The organism is Gabonia massiliensis, from assembly GCF_001403595.1.
GTDB classification, from domain to species: domain Bacteria; phylum Bacteroidota; class Bacteroidia; order Bacteroidales; family Coprobacteraceae; genus Coprobacter; species Coprobacter secundus.
Genome location: NZ_LN877940.1, coordinates 1,684,788 through 1,702,056 on the forward strand (window position 1 = coordinate 1,684,788; position 17,269 = coordinate 1,702,056).

Below are 17,269 nucleotides of genomic sequence, written 5' to 3' on the forward strand. Positions count from 1 at the left end.
TAGGTTTATGAGAGGGTTTATGAAATGTGTGGTATATCTGCTTGCTGTGTGGATGGTTGCGGGCTTGTCTTCTTGCTGTCTTTTCGGTTTGGATTACCAGTTCGATTATGAGAATGAGTCGTCTCCGGTGACGAAGGAGATGGATATGACTTGTTATGAGTTTGTCCGCAGCCGCAGCAATCTGGATTTGGTGCTGATGTACGAGGCTATCAACCGGGCGGAGATGCAGGAGTTTTACGAGACGGACAATATGACTTATTTCCTGCTGGATGACGAGGAGTTTGCGAGTTGGTTGACTACGAAGAAATATGCTTCTGTGGCTTCTGTCCCGAAGTCGGTATTGCAGACGATGTTGAAGGGGTATACGTTGCCGGGTTTGTATCATTCGGCTGACTTGACGACGACTCCGATAGATGTGCTTACTTGCAACGGGGTGTTGTCGGTGCGGTTGCGGCTGTATCCTAATCCGCCGACATCGAGCCAGGACTTGAACGCGATGCAGGCGGGGGATGTGAACAGTGACGGTACGGTGAATTACAGTAAGTGCCATACGACGAATTTAAGGCCGAGGAATGGTATTGCCCATCTTTTGCATACTCGTTTTCTGGCTTTGTAGTGTGTTGTGGAAATTTTTTTGGAAATTTATTGTTTATGGGACGATTTGGAATATTGTTTTTGGTTGTTTGGTGTTGTGTGTGGTGCTCGCCGGCGGGGGCGAGGGTGTATTCGGACCAGCTGGATAAGGCTGATGTGAGGCGGGTAGTGACGGATGTGGCTGCGTGGCAGATAGAGGCTTATCCGCGTATGGACGAGAAGCGTTATTGGAAATCGAATGGTGATTTGAGTTGGGAGAACGGAGTTTTTCTGTCGGCTCTGGCTTCATGGGCGGAGTTTGACGGGAACGGGGAGTTTATCGAGTGGTACGAGTCGGTGTGTGAGCGTAACAGGTACCAGTTGTCGGGTGGTGCCAACCGTATATATTTTGCTGATGACCTGGCCGTCGCGTTGATGTATGCCCGGCTTTATATGAAGCGGCAGGAGGATTGTATTATTCATCCGACGGTTTCGAGGCTGGAGTTTATCATGAATCATCCGTCTCCTTCGGGTTTTTATATAGATACGCCTCATGCGAAAGACCGTTGGTCGTGGTGTGATGCTTTGTATATGGCTCCTCCTGTGTTTGCGGCGTTTGCGAATATAACGTGCAATCCTCGCTTGCGGGAGTTTATGGACCGGGAGTACTGGATGTCTTACCGTTTTCTTTTCGACAAGAGGGAGAAGTTGTTTTACCGGGATTCGAGTTATTTCGGGAAGCGGGAGAGGAATGGAGAGAAGGTTTTTTGGGGCCGTGGCAATGCGTGGGTGGTTGCGGGCTTGTCTTTGCTTATCCCGCAGTTGCCGGATGATTTTGTCTCTCGGGGGCGGTATATAGAGTTGTTTAAGGAGATGATGTCCCGTATCGTTACTTTCCAGGATGGGAAGGGGTATTGGCATGCGAGTCTTTTGGACCCGGCTTCGTATCCTTCTCCTGAGACGAGTTCTACGGGCTTTTTCACGTTTGCTTTGTGGTGGGGGATAAATGCGGGCTTGCTGGACGAGGATATTTATCTGCCTTATGCCCGCAGGGGCTGGGAGGCTCTGGTGGCTTCGGTACAGCCGGACGGGATGTTGGGCTGGGTGCAGCCGGTGGGTGCTGACCCCCAGAGGGTGACAAAGGAGATGACCGAGGTGTATGGTGCGGGGGCTTTTATGCTGGCGGGCAAGGAGATTATGGTGTATCTTGATAGTGTGAAGGAGTGACGGGTGTATTCCCGGCCGGAAAATATAAGGGATTATGGAGATGAAGCGTGTTTTTATTGTATTGGTATTTTTGACTTTTTGGGGTGGTGTGACGGCTCATGTTCCTGTAATGGAGCCTTTCGGGAGCCGGATGGAGGGGCGTATCCGCGAGGTGTGCGGGATGTTGCCTCGGGAGCCTCGGGGTTTCGGCCCTACGTACCGGAACCGGGCTGCCTGGGCGGGTTTTGCGAGCAGGTATGATGTGTCTCCGATTCTGGATAAGGCGAGGGAGATAAGGGACTCTGCGATGCCTGCCTGGGATGATGAGGCGTATCTTGAGTTTTCGCGCAATGGGGTGCGTCCGCCGGGTGAGCGGATGATAAACCGGCGGAAGGGCCGCTTGTCTTATCTTGTGTGGGCGGAGTGTATCGAGAATCGGGGGGAGTATGTCCCGGCGATAGAGTACACGTTGCGGGAGTTGATTTCGCATCGTTCCTGGGTGTTGCCGGCGCATGACCGCAGTCTGGACAATTTTTACGGTCGCCGTTATCATGTGGATTTGGTGGCTTCTCTTTTTGCCCAGGATTTGGGTCAGGCGCTGTATATGTTGGGGGACAAGTTGTCGGCCGGCGTGAGGCGTGCTGTGGTGGACTCTGTTTATTCCCGGGTCTTTGTCCCTACGAGGGAGACGTTGGAGACGGGCCGGGGCAATAATTCGTGGGTTCACCGGACGGATAACTGGAACTCGGTTTGCTTGAACGGGGTGACGGGGGCGGCTTTGTCCTTGATAGAGGACGTGCATGAGCGTGCTTATTATGTGGCTGCTGCTGAGTATTATTCGCGCAACAGCATTCTGGGCTTTACGGATGATGGTTATTGTACCGAGGGGCTGGGTTATTTTAATTATGGTTTTTCGAATTATATCGTACTGAGGGAGGAGTTGTATCAGAGTACGGGGGGAAGGATAGATTTGTTTGATGATGACAAGATAGGTAAAATCGCTTTGTACGGGGTAAATTTCGAGATTCAGAATGGGGTGTATCCGGCGTTTGCCGATTGTAAGATAGGAACGGGTGTGATGCCTTATATATTGTGGTATTGTAACCGGAATCTGGGGCTGGGCTTGGAGCGTTATGCGGCGGAGCCTGCTTGGGAGACGGATGTGGAACCGGTCTTGTCTGCGACGGCAATGAGGTGTTTCCCGAATACGGCGTCTTGTGCGGTGGCGGGGAGTGCCGGGAGGAAGGTGGACCGGTTGCGCCAGTATTTCGATTGTGCGGGGGTGCTGATATCCCGGCATCGGAATCCGGAAGGTACAGTCTCGGTGGCGTTGAAGGGCGGAAATAACGGGGAGAATCATAATCATAATGATTTGGGTTCTTTCGTGGTGGTAAAGGGCGGCGAGATGTTGATAGGCGATGCGGGCGGTCCTTATAATTATGCGGGTGACATGTGGACGGACAAGCGTTATACGTTCAAGACGTTGTCGTCTTACGGGCATCCTGTGCCGTGTGTGGACGGGGTGTGCCAGCTGCCGGGGGCGGAGGCTCGTGCCCGGGTGGCAAGGGCGGACTTTACGGAGGAGCGGGATGTGTTTATGCTGGACTTGACTTCGGCCTATCCGGTGGATGGCTTGCGGGGCTTGACGCGGTCTTTTACGTATGACCGTTCGGGCGGGGGTGTTTTGATAGTGGAGGACAGTATCGATTGCGAGTGGCCCCGGGCGTATGAGTCGGCTTTGATAACGTTCGGCCGTTGGTCGATGAAGGGGCGCGACTGCATCGAGATAGAGGGTAAGGACGAGCGTGTGAGGGTGAGGGTGACGGTTCCGGGGGATTGCGGTTTCTCGGTGACGTCGGAGCAGCTTCAGGAGAACGGCCCGGAAATGACGCGGATAGCTATCCGACTGGACAGGAAAATTGACCGGGGTGTGGTGCGCCTGGTTATCGAGTAGTTTTTTTGAGTGAATGTAAATGCTTATTGTGAATATGGGTCGGAGTGTGTTGTCATATCGTGCGAGGGTGCTGGGACTTGTTTTGTGCGGGCTTTTGTGTCTTGCTTGCGTGTACGCCGGTGATGGTCGTGAGTATAAGTTCAGGACGATGTCGCCTTCGGGTGGTCTGGGGTATGACGGTGTGAAGTCGATAATCCAGGACCGGAATGGTTTTATCTGGATTGTGACGGCGGACGAGTTGTTCCATTTCGACGGGTTCAATTATAAGCGGTATTCGAAGCGTATGGCTGTGCGTAATGAGTTTTCGTCGTCGGTGTACTTCCAGTCTGTTTTTTCGGATTCGAAGCGGCGTTTGTATCTGGCGACGTCCCAAGGCGTGTTTCTGTATAATGAGGACTCGGATATGTTCGAGAGGGTGTATGGGGGTGCAGTGACCCGTATTTATGAGGACGGGTCGGGCTCGTTGTGGTTTACGGGGGACGAGCTGGGGCTGTATAACCCAGAGACGGGCGATTATACTCATTTTGATATGATGGACAGCGAGAGTACGTATATGAACAGTGTGTTGTGCTCGGCTCCCGGGGGCAGGGATATTTATATAGGGACGGACTGGGGCAAGATTTTCTGCATTAAGGGGCGTGACCGGGAAATCGATGTCGTGTATGCGTTTCCGGAGAGGACCCGGATTGCGGCGGCTCGCTTTGTCGGTGACCGCTTGTGGGTGTTGTCGGAAACGAAGGGGTTGTTTGTCTTGAATGTCCGGGAGAAGAGGATTGAGAAGAGGTATGATTTTTTGTTGCAGGAGGCGGAAAACAAGGTTCCGGCGAAGTGCCTTTATGTGGATAATCAGGGCCGTATGTGGATAGGTACTCAGCAGGGGTTGTACCTGTTCGACCCGGAGCGCGAGGAGCATAGGTTGTTTACGCGGGATGTGAAGGAGCCTTTCAGCCTTGTAAATAATTCGGTATGGACGATTGCGGGGGATGAGCAGGGTAATTTGTGGATAGGTACGTATTCGGGGGGTATCAGTTATCTGGCATTGAATGAGACGACGGGCTTCGATACGCAGACGCTGGACCAGTATGGATTCACGCCTCGTCCGATAAGTGCTTTTGTGCGCCAGGGCGACCGTCTGTGGCTGGGTACGGAGGGCGGAGGGTTGTATTATTATGACCGTGACCGGGGTATAGTGCATGCTTACAGCCACCGGTCGGGGAGCAACAGCTTGAGTTATGATTATGTGAAGACGTTGCTGGCGGACGGGTCGGGCAATTTGTGGATAGGGATGTACCGGGGCGGTATAGATTGCTTGGATACGCGGAGCGGGGTGTTCAGGAACTATAACAGTAATTCTTCGGACCGGAGGGTGTTGTCGAATGAGATAAGCAAGGTGGTGGCGGAGGCTGACTCGGGCATGTGGGTGGTATACCAGGTGAGTGGTACGATGCTGACTTATTTCCCGTTCGGGGGCGAGCGTTCGAATCATTATTTTCTGGGGAATGAGAATATCGGGTATGAGAATAAGCGTATTATCGATGTTTGCCGCAGTAAGGACGGGTATTTGTGGCTGGCGTCGTATGATGATATATTCCGGTTTGATATCCGGAGGCGGAAGAGCGAGACGGTACCGGTTTCGAGGGACGGGTCTTATAATATACGTTCGTTGTTTTTCGACGACCGGAGGGGGTCTTTGTGGATAGGTACTCAGAATAAAGGGCTGGTGGAGTATTGTGTGGCGACGGGGAAGTGTACGGTGTATGATGCGATATTGAAGTTCGGCTTGATAACGATAAACAGTATTTCGGCCGACAGCAAGGGTAATTTGTGGCTGGGTAGCAATTCGGGGCTGTTCCGGTTTGACAAGTCGGAGCATAGTTTTCTGCGGTATGATAATAATGATGCCATCCAGGGGCTGGTGTTCTATCCTCATGCGGTGTATTCGGATACGAAGGGCGAGATTTATTTTGGCGGTACGGAGGGTTTTACTTGTATCGAGCCGGGGAGGGTGCATATCAATGGTTTCAGGTCGAGGGTACTGATTGCTGATTTCCAGCTCAATAACGAGTCTGTCTTCAATGGGTCTTCTTTCTGTCAGGTGGTTTCGCAGTTGTCGAGGGGGGATAGGGTGGAATTGTCTCATAATCAAAATAATGTGTCTATCGAATTGTCGTCGACGAATTATGTGTTGCCTTTGAAGAACCGGTACCGGTATCGTCTCAAAGGGTATAATGACGAGTGGGTGGAGGTGGATGTGTCGCGCAGGTATATTTCTTATCCTAAATTGCCGGCTGGCAAATATGTGTTTGAGGCCATGGCTTCTAATAATGACGGTGTGTGGGGCGAGCCCCGGTCGGTGACGTTCGTGGTGAAGGCTGCTCCTTGGGCGAGTTGGTGGGCGTATGCTTTTTATGCTTGCTTGTTTTTGCTGGCGTTGTATCTCTATAACAGGAACCGGTTGCGCAACCACAGGTTGGAGAATGAGATTTATCTGGCGGCTTGCCGGAAGCGGGACCAGGAGGAGAGCCACCAGGCGCGGTTGCGTTTTTTTACGAATATTACGCATGATTTCAAGACTCCTTTGACTATGATTCTGGGTACTATCGACAGTATGGAGGAGGATGAGTTGCGGATACCGGAGGGCTATATGCAGGCTTTGAAGAGTAATTCTACCCGTCTGCTGAAGCTGGTAAACGAGGTGATTGATTTCAGGATGGTGGAGAAGGGTATGATGAGCGTGAAGCTGGGGCGGGGTGACTTGAATGCTCTGGTGCACAGTTGTGCTTCGGAGTTGAGGGAGTATGCGATAAAGAAGGAGATTGTGTTCCGCATCATGGCGAGTGCGTCGGTCCCGGAGGGTCTTTTGTTTGATTACCAGATGGTGGAGAAAATTGTGCTGAACTTGCTGGATAATGCGGTGAAATATACGTCGGCGGGGGGACGGGTGTGCCTGGAGACGTATAGTGATGTGTGCCGGTTTGAGACGGAGTATGCGGTGAGCCATACGGAGGGCGAGCTGGTGGTGGGCCGGCACTATTTCGGCTTTGTGGTGAAGGATACAGGGATAGGCATTTCGGCAGATTCTATTTCTAAGGTGTTCGACCGCTTTTACCGGGTGGATGATGAGGATGGCGAGGAGCATTTGGGCTCGGGTATCGGTCTGGCTCTTGTGCGGTCGCTGGTCTTGTTGCATGGGGGTTTTGTAACGATATCGAGCGAGCGGGGCAAGGGTACGGACATTGTGGTGGGGCTGCCTTTGAAGGAGGGGGATGAGAATTGTACTCCGGTACAGGCGGAGGCGGTGACGGAGGAGATTATTCTGCCGGTTCCTGCTTCTGCCGGGGTTGTATCGGATTTTGCATTGGATTATGCGGTTTCGGATAAGCGGACGTTGCTTCTGGTAGAGGATAATGAGGACTTGCGGGCGATGATAGAGCATCGCTTGTCGCCTTATTTTACCGTGGTGCCGGCGGGTAACGGCCGGGAGGCTCTCGGTGTGCTGGAGTCGAGGGAGGCAGACCTTATATTGAGCGACTGGATGATGCCTTTGATGGATGGGGTGGAGCTCTGCCGGGAGGTGAAAGGGAGCGAGAGGTGGTCTCATATTCCTTTTGTGCTGATGACGGTACGGAGTGGTGCGGAGAATCGTCTGGAGGGGTGTACTTCGGGAGCGGAGGCGTATGTGGAGAAGCCATTGGACTTCAAGCTTCTGGTAGGGACTTTGAACAACTTGCTGGCGTTGCGGGAGGGCTTTCGCCGGCATTATGCGGAGAGTTATTTTATCGATACGGGGGAGCGTGTGAAGAATAAGGCGGGGAATGATTTCATGGAGAGGCTGACGGGGATATTGAGGCGTGAGATTGCTTCGCGGGATGTGAATATAGAGGATATTGCGCGGGAGATGATGATGAGCCGCCGCAAATTGTTCTCGCTGGTGAAGGCGAATACGGGCAAGTCGGTGGTGGAGTTTATACGGAGTTACAAGATGCGGTATGCTGCCCGGCTGATGGTGGAGGAGAACTTGGCTATCAAGGAGATTCCTCAACTGGTGGGCATCGAGTCGGCGTCTTATTTTACGAAGGCTTTTAAGGCGGAGTTCGGTGATACGCCTTCTGCTTTTCTGGCTAAGATGAGGGGGCGGGGGTGATTGGCCGGTTTTTGCCGAAATGGGCTACATAATTGCCTAAGAGGTCAAATAAAAGATGTTTTCGGGGAATAATTTTACAACAGGAATTCAAAGAAGGGGTTGCCCTTTGTTTAAACATTAATACATTAAAAAATGATTTACCTTATGAAAAAACAACGTTTACTTTTGGTTGCGGGTCTGATGACCTTTGTAATGAGCGGTGTGGTGCGGGCTCAGGTGGGACCGACTAACGAGACAGAGAATTACAGTCCTGACGGGACGTATTGGGGTACTCCGGTGCATTCGGTGGATGTGGATTTTACGAAATGGTCGACGACGGACTTGGTGATGAACGAGGAGTTGCAGGAGAAGGATAATATCGGCTTTTACAAGTTTGTGATTGCGGAGCGTACTTTCCCGCCTGCTTGGGAGGCGTCGGTATGTTTGCATAATAATAACCCGGTGTTGCCTTTGGGGAATAACCAAAAGGAGATGGCCAAGATTTATTTCCCTACCATGGCGGATGGTGTGGGGAGTATACGCTTGTGCGGGTATGTCTCGGATGGTACGGCCCGGCCTATCCAGGTGAATTACTTTGTGGAGGGGCAGAGCAGTGACTGGGAATGGAAGGGGGGACTGTCGATACCGAACAAGTCGGGCGACGTGACTCAGGTGGAGATGGATATCAACGTGCCGGGCAAGGTGCGCATCGGGTTGTTTTATAATCAGGCTGCGTGGCCTTCGATAAAGAGTATCAGCATCAGCGCTTATGGGGAGGGTTTGCCGGAGGATGATGTACCGGAGGAGCCGGTGATAGATGAGCAGACTTTTGCTCTGATGCGGCAGAACATGCTGGAGAAGATTGTGCTGGGCAAGGGGTATGATGTGTCTGACGGGAGTGTGAGCAGCCGCATCGGTTCTATAACGACGAGTGCAAAGAATTATTGGTCGGCAATGGAGAAGAGCCCGTCGACGTATTTGTGGTCTGATTACAACAAGCTCAAGGGGGATGCTTCGAATACTCCGGGGCATGTGTATTATACGTACGGCCGGTTGCTGACCATGGCGCAGGCTTATTGTTATGAGGGGCGCTTGTATCATGATGAGGAGTTGCTGAATGATATTGTGGCGGGGCTGGACTTCATGTACGAGTATGCGTTCAATGAGAATACTTCGCGTATCGGGAATTTCTGGGAGTGGCATATGGGAACTCCCGATTATTATGCGCGTATCGTTTCGTTGTTGTATGATGTGTTGCCTCAACGGGTGAAGACGAATTATTTCAACACGATAGTGGCCCAGTTGCGGAATTTTGTGGAGCGGGGTAATTATACGTACGGCAACCAGGCTACGGCTTGTGTGAGGTTGTTGTACTGCGGTGTGTTGTGCAATAGTGCGGAGGATATCGATATTGCGCTGAGAAGCTTGGTGAGGGCGTTTGTGGACAAGACGACGGTTTCCCAACGGAAGACGGCACAGGCGGAGTTTGAGAAGTTGTGGAAGGCGCAGGGCGATTATCATGATTATATGCCTGCCATAGGGAAGAAAGAGGGCCTTTATGAGGATGGTACTTTTATACAGCATATTGCGCTGCCTTATATCGGCGGGTACGGGAGCGAGATTATAGAGGCTTCGTCCAAGGTGTCGGCGATATTGGAAGGTTCGGGAATCGGGCTGCCCGATGAGATTGTGGAGAGTCTTTATACGTGGGTGACGAAGGCTTATTTCCCGACGATATATGAGGGTGAGATGATGATGATGTATATGGGCCGGGGTGTGAAACGGAATCCGCATGATGTGGCTCGTGCGATTGCTCTTAATATCGCGGAGTCGGCGGACTTGCTGACGGATGCGGACCAGAAAAGGGATATCAAAGGGGTATGCAAGAGGATGTTGACGGATAACGGTTATTATCCGGATGTGTATTCGGGCTTCGACCCGATATTGGACAAGCCGCGGGTAGACCGTTTGTTGGGTGATGTTTCTGTACCGGTAGCGGGGGTGACTCCGTTTAATGTGGTCATGGCGGCGGGTGACCGGGTGATACATAACCGGCCGGATTTCCGTTTCGGGATTTCCATGTCGTCGTCGCGTATCGGCAAGTTTGAGTCTTTGAACAACGAGAATACGCGGGGTTGGTATCTGGGTGAGGGGATGACTTATATTTATAATAGTACTGACAGAAGCCAGTATGTGAATTACTTCAACCTGGTGAATATGCAGCGGCTGCCGGGGACGACGGTGGATGTGCTTGCGCGTTCTGTCTTGAAGACGAGCAATTACGGACTTTTCGGTATTCCGGTGAATGCTCAGGACTGGACGGGGGGTGCGAGCCTTAATGGTGTTTATGGTGTTGCGGGTATGCATCTGGTCAGTGAGGTGGGCTCGCTCGAAGGCCGGAAGTCATGGTTTATGTTCGATAATGAGGTTGTCGCGCTGGGTGCGGGTATTTCCATGACAGAGGAGCGTGCTGCCGAGACGGTTGTCGAGAACCGGAACAGTTTGAAGAGCCTTTATGTGGATGGGGTACTGAAGCCGTCTACGAAGGGCTGGTCTGAGGCGTTGCCGAATCCTCGGTGGATAAGCCTTGAGGGTACGGGCGGTTATTATTTCCCGCAGCCGTCGACGGTGAATGCCAAGAGGGACTATAACGGGTTTACGCAGTTGTATTTCGACCATGGTACGAGTCCTGAGAACGAGGGGTATGCGTATGTGCTGCTGCCGTCGTCGACGAGGGAGGAGACTGAGGCGTATGCTGCCCGCCCGGAGATAGAGGTGGTTTGTAATACGGATAATATACAGGCTGTCAGGGAGACGGGACTGCGTGTCATGGGTATCAACTTCTGGCAGGCGGGACAGGTGGATGATATCGTTTGTGATGCTCCGGCTGCTGTAATGGTACGGGAGGATAGGGGGATGCTTTATGTTTCGCTGGCTGACCCGACTTGGAAGCAGACGTCTGTACGGTTGTCTCTGGCGGGCAGTTACCGCATGGTCGGAGAGGATGGCCGGGTAAGGCTGGAGGCGAATGGCGACAGGACGGATGTGGTGTTTGATGTCACCGACAGAATGGGACAGTGTATAGAGGTGTCGTTGGCGGATAATGATTACAGCGGTTTGGACGAGGGGCGTGATGACGGGCCTGTGTATGTATGGGAACGGGGCTCAGCGACTGCGATTGTGCGGAATATGGAACCGGGAGGCCGGGTTGTGGTGTATGATGCGAGGGGACGGCTGTGCCGTGTGGCTACGGCTGTCCCGGATGAGCTGCGGATGGACTTCTCGGGTTATGAGAAGGGTGTGTATGTTATTCGTTATTGCCGGCCTGATGGACGCTCGTATGTGTGGAAGTTTGTGAATATGTAGGCGAACGGGTTTCGTGATAGATAAAAGACCGGGCTGTAAACCCCTGCGGGGAGGGTTACAGCCCGGTTTGCTCTTGTTTGTTTTGAGTATGAAATTAGAGCCTATCTGAATTTTGCCTGAGTCAGATTTGAGAGGCTCTTAGAGCTTTGAGTTTGTTAATTAAATGCGGAAATCGAGAAATACTGCGTGGGTCGGATTGTTAATTTTTCTTATTTTATTTTTGGGGATGAGGAGTTTTTTGAGGTGGTATCTGTCGGCTTTATGTATTTGTTTTTTGATTTAGGTGGCTGTGCGCGGGCGTGACACACCCCCGACCCCCTCTCGAGAGGGGAGATTTGGATAGTGCTTTTCTATTTGAAAATTAGGAGTTTGTGGTGTGAGATTTCCCCTCTTGAGAGGGGATAAAGGGGTGTGTTACGGTGAGAGGCGCGGCATAGTTTGAGTTGTTTTTGCTGCTGTTTGGAGATGTGGCGTTTGTTGGCTTTTGGTGGATGTTTTTGGTTTTAGGTGGCTATGCGCAGACGTCACACACCCCCTGCCCCTCTGAAGTGCCCCCAAAAAGTTGGACAAAAAACCCAATAAAAACAGTACAATAATGAAACACACCTTAGAAGAAAAGCGGGACATAGTCAGGCAAATCAAGAGAGGCCGTCCCCTCTCGAGCCTGTGCAAGGCCCTACATCTCGACCGCCATATGGTCAGAGACTGGCTGCTGAGATACGAAAAGTACGGAGACCAAGGCCTCCGAATACGTACCCCAAAATACCACTTCAACACCCAAGAAAAAGAAAGAATAATATGGGAACATACAAAAAAAAGAATATCTTTGCAAGAACTGAGCCTCCGTTACGATGTAGACCGCAGTACCATAAAATCCTGGCTGAGAAAGGCCCGCACAGGAGGTTCCCTTTACCGGATAAAACAGCCGAGCCCCATGGCAAGACCCAAGAAAAAAGAACCACAGACAGAACTGGAGAAACTCCAGGCAGAAAACCTGCGGCTCAGAGCCGAGAATGCGCTGCTAAAAAAAGTGAAGGCCTTAGTCGAGGAAAAGAAAGCCCGGGCACGAGAGAATGGGCAAAAGCCATCGACGAACTAAGGCCGGAATACCCCCTTGACTTATTGCTAAAGTTAAAAAGGATGGCCCGTTCAGTGTTCTACTATCATCTTAAGCATCTGAAAGACAAGGACAAGTATGCACACGAAAAGGAACTTATCAAATCCATTTACCATGAACATAAGGGCCGGTACGGTTACCGTCGGGTGACGGCCGAGATGCGCAACAGAGGCTTCACGACCAACCATAAGACCGTACGTCGGCTCATGGATGAAATGGAGCTCAAGAGCAGAATCCGCAAAGTCCGTTACCGCTCATACAGGCACCAGGCCGGCAAGACAGCCCCCAACATCATCGCCAGGAACTTCAGGGCCGAAGCCCCCAACCGCAAATGGGCCACGGACGTGACGCAGATAAACATCGGTCCGGCCAAGCTGTACCTTTCGCCGATAATAGACATGTTCAATGGAGAAATCATCTCATATAACCTCTCCGAAACCCCCAACATGGAACAGATTTACGATATGTTGGACAAAGCCTTTTCCCGGAATGACGACCTGGAAGGACTAATCCTGCACTCCGACCAAGGCTGGCAATACCAGCATTACGGCTACCGCCAACGGCTCGAAGAGCGCAACGTGGTCCAAAGCATGTCACGCAAGGGCAATTGTCTGGACAACGCCATGGCCGAGAGCTTCTTCGCCATCATGAAGTCCGAGCTGCTCTATGCCGAAAACTTCGAATCCCCTGAAGCCTTCACGAGAGCTTTGGAGGAATATATCGATTATTATAACCATAGGAGAATAAAATCCCGGTTAAAGGGAAAGAGCCCGGTACAATACCGAACCCTTTCCATTACCGGATAATGTATAACCCGTCCAACTTTTTGGGGGCACTTCACTCTCGAGAGGGGAGATTTTGGATGCTGCTTTCTTCTTGGAAATGAGTGGTTTGTGTAGTTTTTGATTCCCCTCTTGAGAGGGGATAAAGGGGTGTGTTACGGTGAGAGGCGCGGCATAGTTTGAGTTGTTTTTTCTGCTGTTTGGAGATGTGGCGTTTGTTGGCTTTTGGTGGTTGCTTTTGATTTTCAGGTAGCTATGCACGGGCGTGACACACCCCCTGCCCCTCTCAAGAGGGGAGAATTGGATGTTGTTTTTCTTTTTGATGGTGAGGATTTTAGTATATTGTTTTTCCCTCTTGCTAAGAGAGGTCGGAAATTGTTGTAGGAATACAGAATATGTCATTAAGAATAAAGGAAAGAAAAATGGAAGAGGATTATTTTTTATATTTGTGGTAAAAGAGTAATAGTATCATACCATGATAATTCATTATAACAAAAATCTGAAGTCTTTGGCATCGGAATTGCGAGCCAATGGTACAAAATCGGAGGTGTTTTTATGGCGTTATTTGAAAGGGAAACAGCTGGGAGTACGTTTTATCAGGCAGAAAGTCGTCGGGAATTATATCGTGGACTTTTATTGTAAGGAGCTGTCTCTGGTGATAGAACTGGATGGTGCTTCACATCATTATGAGGAGAGTATGTTGAATGATGCGTCGAAAGAGGCCTTTTTAAAAAGTTTGGGTCTTGAAGTCCTCCGCTTTGAGGATAATGAGGTATTGGGAGATATAGATAATGTACTGTCGGTATTGATGGATTATATCGAGAGGGGCCGGGAGTGAATTTTGTTTTATGAGGGATATGCGGTTTTGGCGTTTGTTTCTTCTTGGTAATGAGTGGTTTGTGGTGTGAGATTTCCCCTCTTGAGAGGGGATGAAGGGGTGTGTTACGATGAGGGGCGCGGGCTGGGATGGGATGATTTTTCTGCTGTTTGGAGATGTGGCGTTTGTTGGCTTCGGGTGGATGTTTTTGGTTTTAGGTGGCTATGCGCAGACGTCACACACCCCCTGCCCCTCTCGAGAGGGGAGGTTTGGATAGTGCTTTTCTATTTGAAAATTAGGAGTTTGTGGTGTTTTTGATTCCCCTCTTGAGAGGGGATAAAGGGGTGTGTTATGGTGAGAGGTGCGGGTTAGGATGAGATGATTTTTCTGCTGTTTGGAGATGTGGCGTTTGTTGGCTTCTGGTGGTTGCTTTTGATTTTCAGGTAGCTATGCACGGGCGTAACACACCCCCCTGCCCCTCTCGAGAGGGGAGGTTTTGATGGTGCTTGTCTTTTTGTAAATTAGGGTATTATTGTATTGTTTCTTCCTCTGGAGAGGGGAAATAATAAGGTATTAAAGGCTTTGGGCGAAGATGGCTCGTGCCATTTCGGCATCGACATTTTTCTTTTCTCCGTAGACTGCTCCGCTTTTTTTGAGTCTTTGGTAGATGATATCGACGGCTTCGGCGGGGATGCCATATTCGCTCATGCGGGTACGCAGTCCCATCTGCCGGAAGAAGGTTACGGTTTTTTCTATGGCTTTGTCGGCTTTCTGGTCGGTATTGCCGTCTTGTATGTGCCATACTCGCTCGGCGTATTGTGCCAGTTTTTCTTTTTTCTGCTCTTTGAGTATGGTGAGCAGTGCGGGAAATACAACGGCGAGTGTCTCGGCATGGTCTAAACCGTAGAGTATGGTGAGTTCGTAACCGATGCGGTGCGTGGCCCAGTCTTGGGGTACTCCCATGCCGACGAACCCGTTGAGTGCCATTGTGGTGCATAGCATGAAGTTAGCCATGGTGTCATAGTCGGTGGGGTGTTCCAATACTTTGGGGCCTATCTCGATGAGCGATAGCAGGGCGCCTTCGGCCCAACGGTCCATGAGTACGCTGTTGCCGGTCGTGGTCATGTATTGTTCCATGATGTGCATGAAGGAGTCTACTATGCCGTTTGACAGTTGCTTGCGGGGCAGTGTATAGGTGACTTCGGGGTCGAGTATGGAGAACCGGGGGAAGGAGAAGGGGGTGATGAATGATACTTTTTCTTTTGTGCGACGGCGGGAGAGTACTCCGCGGTGGTTCATTTCGGAACCGGTTGCGGGCAGGGTAAGGACTACTGCCAGCGGGGTGCTTCGGGTGATGAGCTCGTTGTGTATGGCGAGTTGCCAGGGGTCTTCTCCGTCGTAGGGAATGGCATGGGCTATGAATTTGGTGGCGTCTATTACGGAGCCTCCGCCTACGGCAACGAGGTAGTCGATGTCATTTTGGCGTGCCAGTGCCACGGCTTTCATTACGGTGTCATAGTCGGGATTGGGTTCTATGCCCCAGAACTCGATGCTGAAATGGTCTTTGAGTGCGTCTTTTACTTGTTGGTATACACCGTTGCGTTTGGCACTGCCGCCTCCGTAACATACCATGATTCTTTTTTCGGGTGCTATTTCGGTGGCCAGTCTGGAGATGGTGCCTTTTCCGAAAATGAGTTTGGTGGGATTCTCGAATGTAAAGTTTTCCATAATCGAAGGGTTTATGTGTTTGTTGTTTTTATTTCATGATTTTTTTCAACCATTTGAGTTTCCCGTCGTAGGGTGCAAATTTCATGCCGATATTGAACCGGGTCGTGCTTTGCACGATGGAGCGGGTGTGGCTGAATGTGTCGAAGCTGTATTTGCCGTGATAGGCTCCTGTACCGCTGCTTCCTACTCCTCCGAAGGGGAGGTGGGTATTGGCTACGTGGGTGACGACATCGTTGATGCATGCTCCGCCGGATGATGTGTTTTGGAGTACGTACCGGGCTTTTTTCTTGTTTTGTCCGAAGTAGTAGAGCGCCAAGGGTTTTTCCTGGTTGTTGACGTAGTCGATGACGTTGTCTATATCGTCGAAGTCGAGCAGGGGGAGTATGGGCCCGAAAATTTCTTCGCTCATGATGCGGTTTTCGGGGAGGATGCCGGATATTACGGTGGGGGCGATATAGAGGTCTTTGTCGTCGTATTTGCCTCCGGCGACGATGTGTCCTTGCTTGAGCAGGAGCAGGAGGTTGTAGAAATGGTCTTGGCTGATAATGCGGGGGTAGTCGGGGCTTTCCTGGGGGGATTTCCCGTATTGTCTTTCGATTTCTGCTTGTAGGGCTGTGATGAGTTTGTCTTTTACTTCCCGGTGTACGAAAATGTAGTCGGGGGCGACGCAAGTCTGCCCGCAATTGAGGTATTTGCCCCAGACGATGCGCCGTGCTGCGATTTGGATATGGGCGTCGTTGTCGACAATGCAGGGTGACTTGCCTCCTAATTCCAATGTTACGGGGGTCAGGTTTTTGGCTGCGGCCATCATGATGCGTTTGCCGAATGCGACGCCTCCGGTGTAGAATATGTAGTCGAAGTGTTGTTTCAGCAGGTTATCGGTCTGCCGGTTGTCGGTTTCGAGAAAGGCGATGTATTGCGGGGGAAAGGTTTCGGAAATGAGTTTGCCTAATATGTGGTTGGTATGAACGGTACGCGGCGAGGGTTTGAGTATGGCGCAGTTGCCTGCGGCAATGGCTCCGACGAGCGGGGCGAGCAACAGTTGTACGGGGTAGTTCCAGGGGGACAGGATAAGTACGATGCCGTATGGTTCGGGCCGGGTGTGGCTGGTGGAACCGAAGAGAAACAGGGGTGTTTTACAGCGTTTTGCGGCGGCCCATTTGTCCAGGTGCTTGAGTGTATGGCGAATTTCTGAAAGGATGAATCCTATTTCGGTCATGTAACTTTCGAACGGGGCTTTTCCCAAGTCTTTGCGCAGGGCTTCGGATAGTTCTTTTTCGTATTTCCGGATGGCTTTTTGCAGTGCTGTCAGAGATTGTTTTCTGAAAGATATGTCACCGGTCGTGCGGTTGTTGAAAAAGGCTCGTTGTTCCTTTATCAGTTCTTCGTAATTCATTCTTGGTGTGAACAATAATTCTCGTTAAATACAACTTTTTCCGAGGGCGTAAAGGTAATCATTTTTTGAGAGCTTGATTACATTTTCTGATAAAAGTAATCGGACCGAGTTTACTTTGTGTTTTTTTAGAGGCAGAGTTTGTTGGTTTGAGATGTTTTTTCTGCTGTTTGGAGATGTGGCGTTTGTTGGCTTTTGGTGGTTGCTTTT

The 17,269-nt window shown here is 50.9% G+C and carries 9 protein-coding genes and 1 pseudogene; 8 read left to right on the plus strand and 2 right to left on the minus strand.

Features of this window, described 5'->3' with window-relative positions:
• From BN2628_RS16340 to BN2628_RS16375, 8 genes and pseudogenes are all read left to right on the plus strand, one after another.
• Nucleotides 1-616 (plus strand): hypothetical protein (locus BN2628_RS16340; protein WP_257606526.1); only part of this gene is annotated, 616 nt, incomplete at its 5' end.
• 35 nt (nucleotides 617-651) lie between these two features.
• Nucleotides 652-1,800: a glycoside hydrolase family 88/105 protein gene (locus BN2628_RS16345; RefSeq protein WP_154668493.1), complete on the plus strand. Its 1,149-nt coding sequence runs from the start codon at nucleotides 652-654 to the stop codon at nucleotides 1,798-1,800.
• A 286-nt stretch (nucleotides 1,801-2,086) separates the two neighbouring features.
• Complete coding sequence (locus tag BN2628_RS16350) at nucleotides 2,087-3,733, plus strand: heparinase II/III family protein (RefSeq protein ID WP_257606527.1); 1,647 nt, start codon at nucleotides 2,087-2,089, stop codon at nucleotides 3,731-3,733.
• Between the two features lie 34 nt (nucleotides 3,734-3,767).
• Entirely contained in the window at nucleotides 3,768-7,877 is a 4,110-nt protein-coding gene (locus tag BN2628_RS16355; protein WP_257606528.1) for a two-component regulator propeller domain-containing protein, read from the plus strand.
• A 144-nt stretch (nucleotides 7,878-8,021) separates the two neighbouring features.
• Nucleotides 8,022-11,222 (plus strand): polysaccharide lyase 8 family protein, encoded by a 3,201-nt coding sequence (locus BN2628_RS16360; protein ID WP_257606529.1) that lies wholly within the window; start codon nucleotides 8,022-8,024, stop codon nucleotides 11,220-11,222.
• 595 nt (nucleotides 11,223-11,817) lie between these two features.
• Nucleotides 11,818-12,321, plus strand: a complete 504-nt coding sequence (locus BN2628_RS16365) for a helix-turn-helix domain-containing protein (RefSeq protein ID WP_154668362.1) — start codon at nucleotides 11,818-11,820, stop codon at nucleotides 12,319-12,321.
• Nucleotides 12,306-13,145: pseudogene (locus BN2628_RS16370) on the plus strand (IS3 family transposase); the annotation flags it as partial. The gene BN2628_RS16365 and the pseudogene BN2628_RS16370, both read left to right, overlap by 16 nt.
• Nucleotides 13,146-13,596: 451 nt before the next feature.
• A complete protein-coding gene (locus BN2628_RS16375; RefSeq protein WP_044229031.1) occupies nucleotides 13,597-13,959 on the plus strand; it encodes an endonuclease domain-containing protein in 363 nt (120 codons plus the stop codon).
• Nucleotides 13,960-14,511: 552 nt separating this feature from the next.
• Here BN2628_RS16375 and BN2628_RS16380 read toward each other — a convergent pair.
• Nucleotides 14,512-15,666, minus strand: coding sequence for an iron-containing alcohol dehydrogenase (locus BN2628_RS16380; RefSeq protein WP_021929917.1), 1,155 nt, complete (start codon nucleotides 15,664-15,666; stop codon nucleotides 14,512-14,514).
• A gap of 28 nt (nucleotides 15,667-15,694) precedes the next feature.
• A complete protein-coding gene (locus BN2628_RS16385; protein WP_044229033.1) occupies nucleotides 15,695-17,062 on the minus strand; it encodes an aldehyde dehydrogenase in 1,368 nt (455 codons plus the stop codon).
• Nucleotides 17,063-17,269: the final 207 nt, after the last annotated feature.

Coding starts and splice junctions, on each gene's coding strand:
- BN2628_RS16345 (WP_154668493.1), top strand. CDS start 652: ATGGGACGATTTGGAATATTGTTTTTGGTTGTTTGGTGTTGTGTGTGG.
- BN2628_RS16350 (WP_257606527.1), top strand. CDS start 2,087: ATGCCTGCCTGGGATGATGAGGCGTATCTTGAGTTTTCGCGCAATGGG.
- BN2628_RS16355 (WP_257606528.1), top strand. CDS start 3,768: ATGGGTCGGAGTGTGTTGTCATATCGTGCGAGGGTGCTGGGACTTGTT.
- BN2628_RS16360 (WP_257606529.1), top strand. CDS start 8,022: ATGAAAAAACAACGTTTACTTTTGGTTGCGGGTCTGATGACCTTTGTA.
- BN2628_RS16365 (WP_154668362.1), top strand. CDS start 11,818: ATGAAACACACCTTAGAAGAAAAGCGGGACATAGTCAGGCAAATCAAG.
- BN2628_RS16375 (WP_044229031.1), top strand. CDS start 13,597: ATGATAATTCATTATAACAAAAATCTGAAGTCTTTGGCATCGGAATTG.
- BN2628_RS16380 (WP_021929917.1), bottom strand. CDS start 15,666: ATGGAAAACTTTACATTCGAGAATCCCACCAAACTCATTTTCGGAAAA.
- BN2628_RS16385 (WP_044229033.1), bottom strand. CDS start 17,062: ATGAATTACGAAGAACTGATAAAGGAACAACGAGCCTTTTTCAACAAC.